Below are 16,486 nucleotides of genomic sequence, written 5' to 3'. Positions count from 1 at the left end.
GTTATTTACTTATTTGGATCGGTAAACTTCACTATGTTTTCCACGTCTTTCACAGTGTTGACATGGATTGTCGCCCTTATCCATGGGGTGAAAATCGGATAGCCGTCGCTGCCTTTAGGAGCACCGTTGAGGTCTGACTTCTTTATCTTTATCCGGGCATGATGACCCGTGGTGGCATGGTCTTCTTCAGTGAGAAGGGAAGAATATGATCCATCCTTTTTTTTCTCTGAGGTGGTGTAATTGTTCACCAGTATCTTCAACGTAATGTCGTAATAATAATCTCCAGGACTTGGGGTAACAAGTTCCGGCATCACATAGATGACCTTGCGACCGTAGTACATGCCCGACTTTTCTGCTTCCGGGAGCACTTGGTAGTATTCCTTTCTTGTTTTGGCGTTTCCTTTAGAATCTGTATATGGCTGATCTTTTCCCGTATACTTCTCTTCTCCGAGAAAAGCCGCGTCGAATGTGCTTTTGTATTTTATCACATTCATCGGCTTGAATATTGGCAGTTCTTCCTTAGGCAGTAGTCGCGCCTCGATGAAGGAGAAGAACACCTTGTTGTAGTCTTCGGATGTGTTATCCGTCGTGCTGCGCATTGTATCCTTAGAACCATTTGATTCCTTTTTCTCCTGCTTCCATGCCTTGGTTCCTTGAAACTTCTCGTCGATAGTCCATTGCAGGTCAACCTTTGTTGCCACATGATACAGCACCATGTCGATATGCGGCACATTAGAGGCATAGTCTTTTATGGTGCCGTAATAATTACCATCGTTTTCGAGGTTATATGGCGAGGAGTAGAGGTTCTGCATATTGTTACGCAATTCAGACTGGTTGGTGAACGTAACTCCATCCTCTACTTCTTTAGAAGAACTCCAAGACGAGACATCTGTCACGAGTTTGTATTTCGGGTTTGCTGAGCCACTGTCATCCAAGTCCAGATTGCTTGCCACCACATACACCCTGCCTTCCTTGCGGTTGAGCGGGAGATTGATGGAGAGATGACCTTGATAGACATAGAGGCCATCCTTAGCCGAGAAATGACCATTGGTGTTATCTCCGGAAGTGGAGAGCTTCCAGTCCTCGGACTTCACCTCTTGCTTCTTGAATATGACTTGGGTGGAATTAGAGGAAGAGGTTGAGACGAGGTATATATAGAGATATTTGGGGAGAGCAAAGGTCTCCGCTTCACCGGGGTCTCCAAGGGCGCGGGTGACGGCTAACGTCGAAGCAGGCTCCTCATTGCCTATGCCCACATCAGTGGGATTGACGAATCCTTCGGCGGGGATAGAGATGGAGATAGGCATCTCCACGGTCTCCAGACCGCGGGAGGCAAGACTGTCGTCATCCGAACAAGAGGTGACGAAGGCAGCAGCCAGTATCATCATTATAGTCAATAATATATTTTTCAAATCAATTTTCATTGTTATTTTATTTTGGAGGAGTTATTTAATAACTTAAGTTTCGCATATGCTCAACTTTTTGGAAGTTAAGGAGTTAAGGAGTTATCGCTCCCGTTGGTCGCTGGGAGTTAAGCCATTAGTATTGAGCATTGGATATAAGCGCAACAACATTTGGCTTAACTCCTTAACTCCTTAACTCCTTAACTACCAACTATTATCCTTTCTTGCGAAAGTTGAGTTAATAACTATATCTCCGGCTCATAAGTCCCCCCTTGCTTCCAGTCCAGCGTCACGCTTACTCCCACGTCGTGACTCTCGGGAGTGAGCGAGCCGTCGTGCTTCATCTTCATCTTTATTATCTTGAGATAACCGGCGAGGAGGGGTTGCTCCACAGAAATGATGTTCTCAGTGACAGAGCCGTCGGGGAGGGTGATGTATGCCTTTATGCGGAAGAGGGACTCTGCCTGGGAGTCTGCCCTTGCCGGGGCTTGACTGACGGCGGAAGCGGTGGCTACGGTGTTGTTCCTTGATGGGAAGCTCACGGCATAATGGCAGGTGCGGTGCTGACCGGGGAGAGGTATCTCAGTTGAGCGCACCACGGGATTGGCTGTGAAGGCGTAGGTGCTGTCAGCCACTGCGAAGGAGGTGGCGAAGTCCTGGGTGAACACCTTCATGCCGCGTATATCCACACCCGTGGTATCCACCACAAGAGCGGCGCAGCTGTTAGCCATATACAGGTCAACGTAATATGTCTCGGTGCAGCCGCACACCTCTATCACTTGTCTTGCGGTGAAGAGACCGGTGGTGTGGCTGTTGAGGGTGTCGGTGAGGTTGTCATACTGCAACTTCATGTCACCGGGATGGGTGTCATCGAGGGGGCGGATATTTTCAGCGTCGGCTATATTTGCCACAACGAGATTACGGTAGTCACGTTCTGGCAGATACACCACGTATTCAGCTTGCGACGCATCCATCGTATGCTTTTCCGTTTTATACAGTTTGTCGTCGGTGTCATAGAATGAGAGAGAGATGTCGTGTGCCCAGTCAGTGAATATACCGCTGAGTGAGGAGCTGAGTGCTTGTGCCACGGGGCGTTCCTCCTCCGTGCCGAGCTGTGTTTCGAGTTCGGTTTGGATGTTTGTTCTGAGTTTCAGGCGATATACGATTTTGTTGTCCAATCCGCAGTCGGAGTTGTCCTCGTCGATGATAGAGCACGACGAGAGCATCACCGCCGCAGCGGGCAGCATCAGCAGACAATACTTGCTTCTCATTACCTTATTATATATATGATATTGTTGTTGTTAATACCGATATAATGGCATCACGACAATAGATGTCGTGACGCCATCAGAATTTACTAAAGTGTCGGAAGTGTCTTGGGTAACTTAACTTCTCTCCTAAGTTAGGAGAGGTGTCCCCTAAAGGGGCGGAGAGGTCTGTGGTTTCCTAACTTCCGATACTTGAAATCTTTAGTTAATAGTTCCACCAAGAGGAACATCAAATGTCAAACCGCTCTGCCACTGCAGGTCAACAGAAAGACCAAGCTTAAGTTTGATTGAACGCAAATCTGGAATTGTGACGTAAGCATTCTTCAATGTTCTTACAGTAAATTTCACCTTAGTCTTGAAATCCTGAACAAATGTACGGTCTATTCCAAACTGTGGGAAACGATTTGGATTAGTGTTTGGCCAAGAAATAGCAGTTACTCCTGATGATGCCTTTGGATCTAATTCCGCCAAGAGATAGAATCTCTGACCAGCAGCTACAACTCCATCTATACCTTTGAAATCTGCACCAGAATTATTCTCTAACTCCAACGCTATTCTAATAGTATTTTGCTTTGCTTTTAGACCAGTTGTATAACTATCAAACAATAGTGTATAGAATGGAGAACTTTCTGTAGTTGTAAGATTGATATTATTTATATCCGAGTCATAAACAACTTTATCTGAAGCAGACGTATTAGGCAAATATTCCCAGTTAACATCAGATTTCTGACCACCAATCAAAATTCCTTTCACAGGGAATGCATTAGCTGTTACAGAAACCATATTATTACCAGAATTATCATTTAACAAATTCGATGCAGCTATGACGGTTGCTTCCAACTGAGCGACTCCATACTGAATATTATTCTGAAGTGCTATAGAACGTGTGGTAACAAGAACTTCTTGACCCCAACCTTGTGTTGTCCAATCATAACTTTCCCAACTACTATATTGAGTAGGCCATGTTGACACCTCTTCATTCTTAGCTGCCAATGGTGTATTTGCACGATATGCTATACAAGCAGGATAAGTAAGATTATAGAAATTGATAAATGGTGAGCTTCCTGTAGTAGTACCCATACTTGGATTAGCTGTAGCTTCGAATTTGTTTTCTGTATTATTCCATGTCATCAACATAGCACCATCAGGAATATTCAGATCTCTTGGGAAGGTTTTAATAGTTTTTTCCACGCCTGTTGATTTCCAATCTACTTTACCCTTTGATCCTGCTGTTTCTGAAATGTCGAAATACTTTGCCTTTACTGCTGTACATATAGCATCAGCAACCTTACTAACAGTAGTTTCCGTGCCTCCATTAGGAGTTTGCTTCGGATAAGCCAATGTCACAATATCTTGAACAATCTGCTTCAATGCAATAGCAGATACACCACGAACTCCACCATTTGAAGGATTGGTAATCAAGTTAGTGCGTGCCTGATATAAAGTTGCATCATCGTTTGATGTTAATTCTGCCCATCCTGTAGCATTTGCAATTGTTGTAAGATATGCTGCAAAATCACCACTTACTGTTGTCAAAGTATTATTGGCTCCATCAGTAGTTGCAATATCCACCAAAGAGAACTTTATCTTATTGGTGGTATTACCAGAAGTAGAAGATATGTCAGCAACTGTTAATGCTCCGTTTTTAACTTTATCTGTCATTGGTCCAGTGCCATAGAACAAGAAGTTCTTTGTTCCGACAGGAATACTAACATCATTATAAATCTTATAATTTTTGTTATCTGTAGAATTATCTATTTCGGAATTACTTATAGCAGCTAACTTCAGTACATCAGACGGGAAAGTATATTCCTTTGAAGTTTTAGGGGTTGATCCTGTTTGTGCTCCATCTACATATTTACTCTCTGTAGGAATTTCCACAAACGGTATCAAGTAGATATTGTTCATTCCTAAGAAATTCGAACTATTCTGAGTATTTTCAGCAGTCATCCTTGTCTTAGAGGATTCATTTGCGATATTAATCGCAAACTGGGTCTTCACGCTCTTGCCGTCATACGTGGGGTTGACGGGAGCATCTGTTACGTCGTCGGAGGACGAGCAGGCTACGAAACCTGCGGTTGACAACAGCGCTATCGCACCGTTGAGAACGTAATGATTAATTTTCTTCATAATTTTTGTATAATTAAATATTGTATATAATTGATTATTCAAGTTGTTCGGCATTGCGGCGGGCATCCTCATTGCCTGAGGCTGCCGCACGGCGGAAGCGGCAGAGAGCTTCTTGCTTGTCGCCCGTCATGTAGAGGGCTACGCCGAGGGCGTTCTGGGCGCGCTCGTCTGACTCTACGGTGCGAAGCATCGTCAGTGCCTCCGTGTATCGCTCCTCACGCAATAGCTCTGAGGCACGGTTGATTACCGCAGCGGCTGAATCGGGCACATAGTCGTAATATACGCGGATGTATCCTGAATTACGCTGGTCGCTCAGCACGTTGTCCTTCAAGTATTTATATGTCTTTCCCCTGTTCAGCCGCTTCATCTTGCGCTCACGCTCGTCGGGGTTCTTCTCGGTGTCGATGATATTGAGTAGCTGGTCGCGTCCCTCTATATTGCTGTCGGCAATCTGGTCGCGCAGCTCTGTCCATGCCTCACCGCCGTTGCATAGCTCAAACATGGCATTGCCTGTCTTTACCCTCTGCTTGATATAGTCGCGCAGGGCGGCAGCACGGTTCTGACCCAAGAGGTTGTTGCGCTTCACGCTTCCCTCGGGCGAGGCAAGACCGATAATCTGTATGAGCTTTACGCTCGACGTGGAGTCAGCCATAATCTGGCGAGTGATGCTCACGATGGTGTCGAGAGTGGCGGCATTGTCGCGGAAATCGTGCAGCAGTGTCCACTTGTCCAAGGGGAAGAAGACATACAAGGCTCCCTCCTCCTTGCGCAGTATGCGGCTGCTGTCGTAAGGACGATACTGGGATATATGCTGAAGCACGGGATTGTTGCGCTGTAGCTCGCCCGCCTTGCCGGTGTTGTCCTCAACCGGGGAGAACACGGGATGGAAGGGACGCTCGCAGAGGAAACTGTCGCAGCAAAGGACTACGGCAGGACTTACCTCGCAGCAACCCTCCCCCTCTACTGACGTGCAGAGCTGAAGTGTGGAGCCTACTACCCAGGGATAGCGGTCGGTGGGCAGATAGGCGGTGCGAGTGATGACTGAGTCGATACCCGAAGGCACATACGAGGGTACAGTGGCATTGCGGTCGCCAAGCACCACGCGGCGGCGCAGCTTCTTGGCATTGAGCTTGCCGCGCACAGTGACTGACTCCTCAAAGATGGTGTCGGTGCCACAGGTGAAGAGCGGAGTCACCTGATAGGAATAGTCGGATGCCGGCTGAGGCAGGGTGAAGGAATAGCGGACACGGTAGCCATTGCCCTCGCGCTCCACACCGTCAACACGCAGTGACATCTGCGGTGACGTCTGCGATATGGCATCTATACATGCCATAACCGTGAGAGTGATAATCAGAAAAAATCTTTTCATAAATATATCCTTTCCTTACCTTATTTTATTATATACACTATGTTCAACGCCAACTTGGGCAGAACAAGAAACTTGTTGTCGGAACCACGGTAGGTGCCGCACTTAGGGTAGTCGTACCTGTCAGACCAGGTATAGCCGAGGTCGAGACCCGCCTCAGCCTCAAGACTCCAATGGGGAGAGAGTATCCACGAATAACCGTAGGATGCACCTATGGCGGCAAGGTCGCCCTGTCGGCGCTCACCGTCAACACCACTATAAAGTCCAAAGGGAAACTTGATGTCGCTTACGTTATAATGAACATAAGCTATGTTTGCTCCGAAGTAATGTCCTGAGAATGATTCGCACAACCAGTAGCGAAGTTGTGGGGCAACAAGCAGATGCTTGAGTTTCTTGTTGTCGGAAAAAGACCATGGGTTAAGGGCAACATTTATCCCGGCTGTCCATTTGTTGGATAGCCTTACCTCTATAGCTGCATTGGGAGTTGTGGTGGCGTCATAAAGGATGTTGCTTTTCAAAGCCAAGCCTTGTGCTTTTATGGTTGAAGTGTTACCCATCAACAATAACAACATCAACAATATTACCTTTATCCCTATTGTCTTGCATTTGCTCATTGCATCTGTTTTTAATAATACCTTATTCTGTTCATTTATCATCGACCTCCCAGTAATGGTTTACGGTATGATGCGACAGGTTTATTTGTCGATTAAGTTGCTACGCAACGGTTTTCCTAAATTGACGGTGCAAAGTTACTGAACTTTTTTGTATTGCTGATGATTTCTGCAAAGTTTTTGATGCATTGAAAAAAAAATTGGCGCTTTAGGCAGAAAGAAAGCGCAAATACCAGCGTGAAAGCCGCATGTCAAAGGCGGAAATCATGGTGATAATGATTCTCTTTCATTCATCAGGGTATCGCTGCTTGAAGCATTTTCGTCGAACTCACGTTAATTATGTGCAAAGTTATGCGATTATTTGTAAAATCTATCCTTTCTGTCCTTTTTTTTTCATTTTTGCAGCATTTTTAGGCAAAAACGGCGGCCATCGTCGCGTTTTCTGCCATTCCAAGCAGTTTATTTTGAGACCATTTGCACATCGCCCGCTTGCGCAAAAAGTTGCGCAACCCTTGTCCCGACGACCTGCGACATTGGCGCAAATTTGTCGCAGACATCCTCCGTCTTCTTCGCCACATCCTCCGTCCTCTTTGCCGATAGTCTTCAACTTCTTCGCCGCTTCATCCGTCTTGACCGCCATATCCTCCATCTTGCCGCTGCCCCCATTCAGCTTCTCCGCCGCTCCGGCTGTCTTGCTCGCCATTCTGACCCTCCTGTCCGCCACCGCGCCAATCTTGCCCGCTACCAACTATATGTTGATTTCAGGGCATGAAATAATGATTGCAAAGCATGATTTCCTTATTTCGTGCCCCGAAACGACTGTTTCGCGCCTTGCAATTATCCTCAAGAGGGCTGCGGGCGCAATGGCGCTGGTGTCGGCGCAAGGCGTCGCGTACGCGAGCGATAGAGTAATTACTATTAATAGAATATAGTTAAACATATTTAATTTCGCCGTCATCCCTCCGCATCTCTTTTCCCCTCTGCAGCATGGCCGAGATGGCTCTGGCTGCCAGCCTTTGACTCCCGCCCGCATCTCGGGCGTGGTTGTTGTTGGTGAAAGTATAAGTATTTGTAATACAATATGAAGCACGTTACGCAGAATGTGCGCTCTGCCAATCGTCAAGTAGCTGCGCCCGTCTTGCCGACCATCACGCTTGGCATCAAAGTCATCTCTGCGCCCGCCGCGCGCGTGTTTATGATTGTTAACAATCACCGCGCTTGATGTGTTAATTGTTGCAAATGCCCCCAGAGCCATCTCTGCTCCTTTTTTCCATCCCTTCTGTCGTTACCTCTCCATTGCAGGACGATTGAAAAAACACTAAATGCACGTCTGAAATTCATCACGACCTTGGTGGAATTGTGTGCTGTGTACGCACACAGCGATTCCGACCACACAATTTTGCGTTAAAAGCGAAAAAAAGTTCAAGAAAATTTGCACGGGAATTATATTTTTTGTTAAATTTGCGGCCATAAAACCAACGTATGCTAAACTCGGACGCGTCCAGGACCAGCCCAACGCAATAAAACCTCATTATAAAAAATTGAAGAATTAGCACTAAACGTCTATTCTTATATGTCTAACTTAAAATAATAATGTTCAACGCTATGAATGAAAAGCAATTGTTAAGATTGTGCTTTTCTGCAGCCTTGTGCATGGGTGCTCTGAGTGTCAGTGCCGCTTCTACGGAAGCCACAGGCAGCTCCTACTCTGTACAGCAGGCTAATGTAAAGCAGGTTAGCGGACAGGTACTCGACGAGAACGGCGAGCCCATCATCGGAGCAACCGTTACCTTGAAGGGAACCAAGACCGCAGTGCCAACCGACGTAGATGGTAACTTCTCATTGAAGGCTCCAGCAGGTAGTAAACTTGTCATTACCTATCTGGGTTACTCCACCGTAGAAGTCAATGCCGGTGAAGGCATCAAAGTAACCATGAAGCCCGATACCGAGGTGCTGAATGAAGTTGTGGTAACAGCTCTGGGTATCAAGAAAGAAGCCAAATCACTTTCGTACAACGTACAGCAGCTTGGCGGAGATGCTGTAACAAAAGTCAAGGATGCCAACTTTGTCAACTCTCTCAATGGTAAAGTAGCGGGTGTCCAGTTTACTACAGGTTCTGCCGGCGTCGGCGGTTCTACCCGTGTCGTTATGCGTGGTGCCAAGTCACTCACCGGCAACAACGGCGTACTCTATGTCATCGACGGTATACCCATGAATGACCTCAAGGGTAGCCAGCCCGAGGGAATCTTCGAGGGTGCCGGCCAGACAGGTGATGCCGTGTCTACCATGAACCCCGATGACATCGAGAGCATCAACGTGCTCACCGGTCCTTCGGCTGCCGCCCTCTATGGTGCCAACGCCGCCAACGGTGTCATCCTCGTTACCACCAAGAAGGGTAAGAAGGGTCATATGGACGTTACCTACAGCGGCAGCTTCCAGTTTTCTGAGCCCTTTGTGATGCACGAGTTCCAGAACCAGTATGGTCCTACCGAGGCCAACTCCTACTTCAGCTGGGGTAGCAAGCTCGCCACTCCTTCAAGCTATAGCCCTAAAGATTTCTTCCAGACCGGTACCAACATCTCTAATAATGTAAGCCTCTCTGTAGGTTCTGACCACAACCAGACCTATCTCTCTTTGGGTTCGACCAATGCCCAGGGCATCATCCACAGCAATGACCTGGACCGTTACAATGTAGCTTTCCGCAACACCACAACTGCATTGAACGACAAGCTGACCATCGACTTCAGCTATATGCTCTCTACCGCCAAGGAGCAGAACATGCTGTCACAGGGACAGTATCACAACCCGCTGGTTGCCGTCTACCTCTTCCCCGCAGGCGACGACTTCAGCAAGCTCGGCTACTATGAGCGCTATGATACCAACCGCAACTTCCCAGTACAGTACTGGCCCTACGCCAACGATATGAGTATGGAGAACCCCTACTGGCAGACTGAGCGCGAGCGCTATATCAACCACAAGACCCGCAATCAGATCTCGCTCTCTCTCAACTACAAGATCAACAGCTGGCTCGACGTGACCGGTCGTGTGAAGTACGACAACAGCCACAACCGCTCCGAGTACAAGTTCTTCGCTTCTACCAACCAGTTGTATGCCTCTAAGTATGGCGCATACAAGAATCTGACCGAAGACTATACCACACTCTACGCCGAGGCATTCCTCAAGGCCAACAAGTATTTCTGCAATGAGACATGGAATGTGTCTGGTGTGCTGGGTACCAATTATACCCAGAACGACTACAAGCCTTTCGGTTTTGAGGGCCATCTGCTGGGTACCCCCAATATCTTCACCTTTGAAAACGTGAAGACCAGCGATGCCACCTTCAAGAAATATCAGGATGACGGCTACCGTACCCGTCTGGAGAGCGTATTCGCTACTGCCCAGGTAGGCTACAAGGGTATGGCTTATGTAGACCTCACCGCCCGCAATGACTGGTCATCCAAGCTCGAAGACAATTTCTTCTACTGGTCTGCCGGTATCTCTGGCATCTGGACCGACATCTTCCCTGTCATCAAGAGCAACAAGTGGCTCAACTACTTCAAGACCCGCCTCTCTTATGCTGAGGTAGGTAATGAGCCTAACAATCCTTATCTCAAGCGCGGCGGTTACACCATCAACCCCACTACCGGTCGCCCTGAGACCACTACCGTCTTCTATGATGACCTCAAGCCCGAGCGCACCAAGTCTTGGGAGTTGGGTCTCGACTTTGTCCTCTTCCAGAACAAGTTGAAGGTCAACGCCACTCTCTATAAGTCGGCTACCTATGACCAGTTCTTCAACGTGCCTATGTCTTCATCTACCGGTTATACCAGCATCTGGACCAACGGTGGCCGCGTAGACAACAAGGGTATCGAACTCTCTGCCCGCTTCAGCCAGCCACTCGGCCCCGTAGACTGGGAGACCTATATGACCTGGACTCTCAACCGCAACGAAATCAAGGAGATGCTCCACGGATGGAAGAACCCCATCGACGGCCAGCTCTACGACCTCGACGTGATGTATCCCGCCAGCACTTCAGGTTATCAGAACCGTCTGCAGGTAGGTGGCTCTATGAGCGACATCTGGGTACGCACACTCAAGACCGACGAGCACGGAGCCATCTATGTCGACTCTGACACCAAGACCGTAGAGGCCAGCCCCAACGGCAACCAGTATTATGCTTATGCCGGCAAGGCCACACCTAATTACAACCTCTCTTGGGGCAATAGCTTCAGCTGGAAGGGTCTCAACCTCAGCTTCCTCTTCACTTACCGCAATGGTGGCGTGGTAGTCTCTGAGACACAGGCCATCCTCGACTACTATGGCGCTTCCAAGGCTTCTCAGGATGCCCGCAACAACGGTGGTGCCATCGTCAATGGCAAGCCCATCCCCGCTCAGGCTTACTATCAGGTAGTGGGTAACCCCACCAAGACCATCGATGCCATGTACACCTACAGTGCTACCAACCTGCGTCTGCAGGAACTGAGCCTCGGCTATGATGTGCCAATCACCAAGTATGTCAACTGGATCAAGGGTCTCAACCTCTCATTTGTAGCCCACAACCTGTGGATGCTCTACAACAAGGCTCCATTTGATCCTGAACTTACATCCAACACAGGAACCTACTATCAGGGCGTAGACTACTTCATGCAGCCAAGCCTCCGCAACTTAGGTTTCTCTGTTAAAGTTAAATTCTAACAAGGAGATAATACACTATGAAATCAATCATCAAATATACATTGATAGGAGCCTTTACCATGAGCTTGGCTACAGCATGTACCAACTCGTTTGAGGATATCAATACCAATCCCAATGAGGCTCACGACAAAGATATGGAGAAAGACAACCTGAGCACAGGTGCCTTCTTCACCCAGATGCAGAACAATGTGGTGCTCTACAAGGACGGTGCCGGCAACGAGTCTTCTGACTATCAGGTCTGTCAGGGTCTCTCTCATGACCTCTATTCAGGCTATATCGGTCCGACCGGTACCTGGGCCAGCGGCTCTCACAACGGTACTTACAAGATGACATGGTATGAGCAGATGTTTACCAAGCCATTCTCTCGCGTCATGCCCGCATGGCAGAGTCTGGTAAAGGCAGCCGAGAAGGGCAACCAGCCCGAAATCAAGGCTCTGGCAGACATCATCAAGGTTGAGGCTATGCACCGTGTCACCGACACCTATGGCCCTATACCTTATATCAATTATGGTAGCGGTTCGCTGGGAACTGCCTTCGACAGCCAGCAGGAAGTGTACAAGAAGTTCTTTGCCGAGCTCGACGATGCCATCGACGTGCTCACTCCTCTGGCCAGCGCCGGTGCTACTCTGATGCAGGACTACGACAATGTCTATGACGGCAGTGTCAAGAACTGGGTCAAGTTTGCCAACACTCTGCGTCTGCGTCTTGCTATCCGTGTGGCTTATGCCGATGCAGCCCTCGCCAGAACCGAGGCTGAAAAATCCATCAACAATGTCATCGGCGTCATCGAGGCTGTAGACGAACACGCCGAACTGCTCCACAGCAAGCTCAACTACTATCATCCCAACTATGATATGCAGGAGACCTTCAATGCCGGTGAAATCCGTATGAGTGCAGCCATGGACTCTTACATGAATGGTTACAACGACCCCCGTCGTACCGCCTACTTCAAGACTGCTGCCGACGACGGTGGCTATCATGGTGTGCGCTGTGGTACGGGCAACATCAGCTCTAAGGTCAGTGCCTATGCCGGAGCCAAGATTTCCAAGCTCAATATCGACAAGACCACAACTCCTATCGTGTGGATGACAGCTGCCGAGAGCTACTTCCTCCGTGCCGAGGGCGCTCTGCGTGGCTGGAACATGGGTGGTACAGCCCAGCACTTCTATGAGGCTGGTGTGAAAATCTCTTTCCAGGAGGCTGGCGTCTCTGGCGCTGACAACTATCTCGCCAACGACGAACTGACTCCCGCTGCCTATGAAGACAAGACCGGCGACGGCAACGATGCCGCTTCTCCCAGTTCTATCACCATCGCTTGGGACGAGAGCGCTGGCTTTGAGAAGAACCTCGAGCGCATCATCACCCAGAAGTGGATAGCTATGTATCCCGATGGCCCTGAAGGATGGTCTGAATTCCGTCGTACAGGTTATCCCAAGCTGTTCCCCGTGGTACGCAATGACAGCAATGGCAAGATAAGCACCAGCGTACAGATACGCCGACTGCCTTATCCACAGTCAGAGTACACCACCAACAGCGCTGCTGTCAACTCAGCAGTAAGCGTACTCAACGGCGAGTCTAACAATGGTACCGGCGACAACGGTGGCACCACTCTCTGGTGGGACAAGAAGTCACATTAATATTAATAATGTATATTAAAGATAGAACCAATATGAAATTCAGAATATTTTTCAGCGCTGCCGTAGTAGCCTCTATGGTGTTTGGGGGTCTCACAAGCTGTGATACCGACACCGAGGCCAATACCGTTCAGGGTTTGAAGACCTATGACGAGCAATATTACAAGAATCTCCGTGCGTACAAGAAGAGCGACCACGAGATCTGCTATGTTTACTATCAGAACTGGGCACCTCTCGAGGGTGTGGAAGGTAGCAAGGACCCCGCCTCTTGGGGCGAGCGTCTCGTCGGACTGCCCGACTCGCTCGATATCTGCAACCTCTGGATAGGTATTCCTACCCCAGAGACCCATCCTGTGGCTTACGCTGATATGCGCTACTGCCAGGAGAAACTGGGTACACGCTTTGTGTTCCATGCCGATGCCTCTAACTGGAACCACGCCGTGTGGTATCGTGACGAGAATATGAATGTAGACCAGAACACCATCGTAGACCTGCGTGAAGACCGTAGCGAGGAAGCTCTGCGTGCCTATGCCCGATGGGCTGTCGATACCGTGGTAAAATGTGGTCTCGATGGCGTAGACTTCGACTACGAGGGATGGGACAGCAACTCTATGTACATCGTTGCCGATGAGTGCAACAAGTATTTCGGTCCCGAAGGCAAGTGGGCAGAGAAGCTGTTCATGATAGACTATTTCGGTAGGTCCCCCGGTGACAACTGCGAACCCTATTGCGACTACCTCATCAAGCAGGCATATAGCGGCCAGGGTGCTACCGGCATGGGCGCTCCCGCTGGCTGGCCCGAGGAGAAGCACCTCTACATCGAGGCGTTTCATCAGAAACCCGACGGAGGCATGATCTGGAACTATGCCCGCTGGGAGCCCGCAAAGGGTCATAAGGGCGGCGTAGGTAGCTACTCTACCCGTTTCAACTACAACCAGTCTAAGAATGGACAGCCCTATCAGGCTCTGCGTGAGGCCATTCAGATTATGAATCCCGCGTTGAATAAATAAATGTATCAACACTACAATAAACAGAAACAATAATGAATATCCAGTATAGTTTAATGTCGGCAGCCCTGCTGCTCATGGCAGGCGGTACAGTACTGACCGGCTGTAATGCTGAGGGCGACGACTTCGATTATGGCAAGAACGGACTTCTGGTAGTAGGTACCGAGGTTACTCCCGTTCAGAAATTTGTGGTTGAGGATACCCCTTCTTCGTATCCTATCTCTATCCAGGCAACCAGCAAGGTAGAAAGTGATGTTAAGGTTTCACTCGCCATCGATACTGCATTGGTATCGCAGTACAACCTTAAGAATGGTAGCTCTTACTATGGCATACCATTGGACTGTGTAGAACTCGAGAACAGCGAGGTAACCATCAAGGCTGGTAGCGCTGTATCTACAGCCACTGCTGTCAAGGTGGTAAGCACCGAGTCATTTGTCGAGGGACGCAGCTACATGATTCCTGTTACCATCAAGGCCGTATCTGGTGGCAATCTGGATGTCGTTGAGGCTTCGCGCACTCTCTTCATCCGCATCTCACGTGTGCTCAACTTCCACCATATGTCATACACCTCTACCGCTTCATCCAACTTCATCTTTGATGAGAGCAAGAAGGTAGACCTGGGCAACTACACCATCCAGTTCAAGTTCTATGCCAACGGCTTCGGATATGCCGGTAACATCCAGCGTGTGCTGGCTATCGAGGGTGCCAATGAGGAAATGGCCAATATGTTCCGCTTTGGTGAGTCTGGTTCTGCTGGTGGCGACATCCTCCAGTGGATTTATCCCGGTGGCGGTATGTTCTCTACCACTCACTTTGCTGCCCGTCGCTGGTATCTCGTGACCTGTACCTACAACGGCTCCGACTTCAATATGTATGTAGATGACAACCCCTCACCCGATGCCAATGCGTCTGTATCAGGCAAGTCTACTCCCTTCCAGCGTTTCGAGCTGGGTATGTCTTGGGGTAACTACTATGCCAGCCAGTACTTCAGCGGTCGTCTGGCTGAGATTCGTCTGTGGAACAAGGCCCTCTCTCCCAGCACCATCGCTACCACTCTCTGTGGCGTAGACCCCAACTCTGATGGTCTCGTGGCTTACTGGAAGATGAACCAGACAGAGGGCTATGTCATCAAGGACGTTTCTAACCACGGTTATGACATGGACTGGAAGAATACCGTGCGCGACAAGAACGAGAGCGGTAATCTCTCAGCTACAACCGATGCTTATCAGGGTATCTCTTGGGGCATAGACGAAAACAACAAGTGTTCTGAGTAATCAAAGGAGGATAGTAACAATGAAAAATATAATCAAATCAGCAGCCCTCGGTGTCTTGGCAGTAGCCGGCATCACGATGGCATCATGCTCGAGCGACACCGTATATGACGTGGTGGGCAATCCCAACAACCTCGTTTACTTCAAGGCTAACGCCAACAATACCTTTACAGGTACGGTTGCTCATACTCCGGTAGGTGACTTCGGTTCGCTCAAGGGCGAATTCCCTGTAAAAGTGCAGCGTGCCCCAAGCCAGAATTGCAAGGTATATGTAGTCTCAGATCCCAGCCTGGTTGAAGCCTACAATGCCGAGCATAACACTTCTTATGTTGCTCTTCCCGAGTCTGCCGTTACATTCGAGAACCAGAACGTCACGGTAGAAGCAGGAAAGACGGATGCAAGCGATACCGTGAAGGTAACTCTCAATGAGAGTGCTCTGGCTTCGCTCACCGAGAAGGCCTATATGATGGCTGTCAAGATAGGTTCTGCCGAGGGAGAACTTAAGGGCAGCGAGGAGCGTGGCGTAGGTTATCTCATCGTGAACACAGAGACCAAACTCGTCAAGGATATTTCTTCTAAAGATGACGTTGTAGGAACTCTCCTTACTGATTATACTGGTTGGAATGTTAAGTATGACAGCGGTGTAGATATTACCGCCAGCGAACTCTTTGATGGTGACCTGACCAATGGCGCTGGTCTCCGTGCCGACGGCAATGATGGCAAGACCAAGGTAGTCATCGTGGATATGGGCGGCAATAAGTCTGTCAGCGGTTTCCGATTCTCACGCTACTACAAGTCCTGGTATGGCGGATGGTGGTATGATGAGTACTATTTCTCTGCTGTCAAGATTGAGTTGAGCAAAGATGGTGTCAACTGGGATGAGGCTGGTACCGTCACAGAGAGCGAAATGCCCAAGAACGGAGGTTACCAGTACTGTTCGTTCTATGGTGGTGTGTCAGCACGCTACATACGCCTCTCTATTGAGAGTGGCTCTTCTTCAGTATCAAGTCTTGCCGAATTAGGCGTATATGTAGCCAACTGATAGATTAGCAAGAATACACCTAACGGGCTAATGACCGTTTGGGGTTCAATATTAAGGGG

11 protein-coding genes and 1 pseudogene are annotated in these 16,486 nt (G+C 48.8%); 7 read left to right on the top strand and 5 right to left on the bottom strand.

Annotated features, from left to right (window positions below):
- Positions 1–5: 5 nt before the first annotated feature.
- The 5 genes from CIK87_RS10210 to CIK87_RS10190 all read right to left on the bottom strand — a co-directional run bounded on the left by CIK87_RS10210 (position 6) and on the right by CIK87_RS10190 (position 6,739).
- Complete coding sequence (locus CIK87_RS10210) at positions 6–1,388, bottom strand: hypothetical protein (RefSeq protein ID WP_094387079.1); 1,383 nt, start codon at positions 1,386–1,388, stop codon at positions 6–8.
- 260 nt (positions 1,389–1,648) lie between these two features.
- Complete coding sequence (locus tag CIK87_RS10205) at positions 1,649–2,674, bottom strand: FimB/Mfa2 family fimbrial subunit (RefSeq protein ID WP_094423065.1); 1,026 nt, start codon at positions 2,672–2,674, stop codon at positions 1,649–1,651.
- A gap of 198 nt (positions 2,675–2,872) precedes the next feature.
- A complete protein-coding gene (locus tag CIK87_RS10200; protein WP_144008181.1) occupies positions 2,873–4,801 on the bottom strand; it encodes a hypothetical protein in 1,929 nt (642 codons plus the stop codon).
- Positions 4,802–4,835: 34 nt separating this feature from the next.
- Positions 4,836–6,170: a hypothetical protein gene (locus CIK87_RS10195; RefSeq protein WP_144008180.1), complete on the bottom strand. Its 1,335-nt coding sequence runs from the start codon at positions 6,168–6,170 to the stop codon at positions 4,836–4,838.
- A gap of 20 nt (positions 6,171–6,190) precedes the next feature.
- Positions 6,191–6,739, bottom strand: a complete 549-nt coding sequence (locus CIK87_RS10190; protein ID WP_256388302.1) for a DUF3575 domain-containing protein — start codon at positions 6,737–6,739, stop codon at positions 6,191–6,193.
- Positions 6,740–6,966: 227 nt separating this feature from the next.
- On the opposite strand from CIK87_RS10190, the pseudogene CIK87_RS14550 reads away from it, so the two are divergent.
- From CIK87_RS14550 to CIK87_RS10160, 7 genes and pseudogenes are all read left to right on the top strand, one after another.
- A pseudogene (locus CIK87_RS14550) lies at positions 6,967–7,098 on the top strand (IS982 family transposase); the annotation flags it as partial.
- A 761-nt stretch (positions 7,099–7,859) separates the two neighbouring features.
- Positions 7,860–8,000 carry a hypothetical protein gene (locus CIK87_RS14400; protein ID WP_158214805.1) on the top strand — a complete coding sequence of 47 codons (141 nt, stop codon included), beginning with the start codon at positions 7,860–7,862 and terminating at the stop codon, positions 7,998–8,000.
- Positions 8,001–8,383: 383 nt separating this feature from the next.
- Complete coding sequence (locus tag CIK87_RS10180) at positions 8,384–11,473, top strand: SusC/RagA family TonB-linked outer membrane protein (RefSeq protein WP_158215126.1); 3,090 nt, start codon at positions 8,384–8,386, stop codon at positions 11,471–11,473.
- Between the two features lie 17 nt (positions 11,474–11,490).
- Entirely contained in the window at positions 11,491–13,110 is a 1,620-nt protein-coding gene (locus CIK87_RS10175; protein WP_094387073.1) for a RagB/SusD family nutrient uptake outer membrane protein, read from the top strand.
- 32 nt (positions 13,111–13,142) lie between these two features.
- Positions 13,143–14,117: a glycoside hydrolase family 18 gene (locus CIK87_RS10170; RefSeq protein ID WP_254046105.1), complete on the top strand. Its 975-nt coding sequence runs from the start codon at positions 13,143–13,145 to the stop codon at positions 14,115–14,117.
- A 32-nt stretch (positions 14,118–14,149) separates the two neighbouring features.
- On the top strand, positions 14,150–15,388 hold the full coding sequence (locus CIK87_RS10165; protein WP_094387072.1) for a BT_3987 domain-containing protein: 1,239 nt from the start codon (positions 14,150–14,152) through the stop codon (positions 15,386–15,388).
- A 19-nt stretch (positions 15,389–15,407) separates the two neighbouring features.
- Entirely contained in the window at positions 15,408–16,427 is a 1,020-nt protein-coding gene (locus CIK87_RS10160) for a BT_3987 domain-containing protein (protein WP_094387071.1), read from the top strand.
- Positions 16,428–16,486 lie beyond the last annotated feature (59 nt).

The organism is Prevotella sp. P5-64 (assembly GCF_002251285.1).
Classification (GTDB): domain Bacteria; phylum Bacteroidota; class Bacteroidia; order Bacteroidales; family Bacteroidaceae; genus Prevotella.
This window is presented reverse-complemented; position numbering and strand designations above follow the sequence as displayed.

Coding starts and splice junctions, on each gene's coding strand:
- CIK87_RS10210 (WP_094387079.1), bottom strand. CDS start 1,388: ATGATGATACTGGCTGCTGCCTTCGTCACCTCTTGTTCGGATGACGAC.
- CIK87_RS10205 (WP_094423065.1), bottom strand. CDS start 2,674: ATGAGAAGCAAGTATTGTCTGCTGATGCTGCCCGCTGCGGCGGTGATG.
- CIK87_RS10200 (WP_144008181.1), bottom strand. CDS start 4,801: ATGAAGAAAATTAATCATTACGTTCTCAACGGTGCGATAGCGCTGTTG.
- CIK87_RS10195 (WP_144008180.1), bottom strand. CDS start 6,170: ATGAAAAGATTTTTTCTGATTATCACTCTCACGGTTATGGCATGTATA.
- CIK87_RS10190 (WP_256388302.1), bottom strand. CDS start 6,739: ATGTTGTTATTGTTGATGGGTAACACTTCAACCATAAAAGCACAAGGC.
- CIK87_RS14400 (WP_158214805.1), top strand. CDS start 7,860: ATGAAGCACGTTACGCAGAATGTGCGCTCTGCCAATCGTCAAGTAGCT.
- CIK87_RS10180 (WP_158215126.1), top strand. CDS start 8,384: ATGAATGAAAAGCAATTGTTAAGATTGTGCTTTTCTGCAGCCTTGTGC.
- CIK87_RS10175 (WP_094387073.1), top strand. CDS start 11,491: ATGAAATCAATCATCAAATATACATTGATAGGAGCCTTTACCATGAGC.
- CIK87_RS10170 (WP_254046105.1), top strand. CDS start 13,143: ATGAAATTCAGAATATTTTTCAGCGCTGCCGTAGTAGCCTCTATGGTG.
- CIK87_RS10165 (WP_094387072.1), top strand. CDS start 14,150: ATGAATATCCAGTATAGTTTAATGTCGGCAGCCCTGCTGCTCATGGCA.
- CIK87_RS10160 (WP_094387071.1), top strand. CDS start 15,408: ATGAAAAATATAATCAAATCAGCAGCCCTCGGTGTCTTGGCAGTAGCC.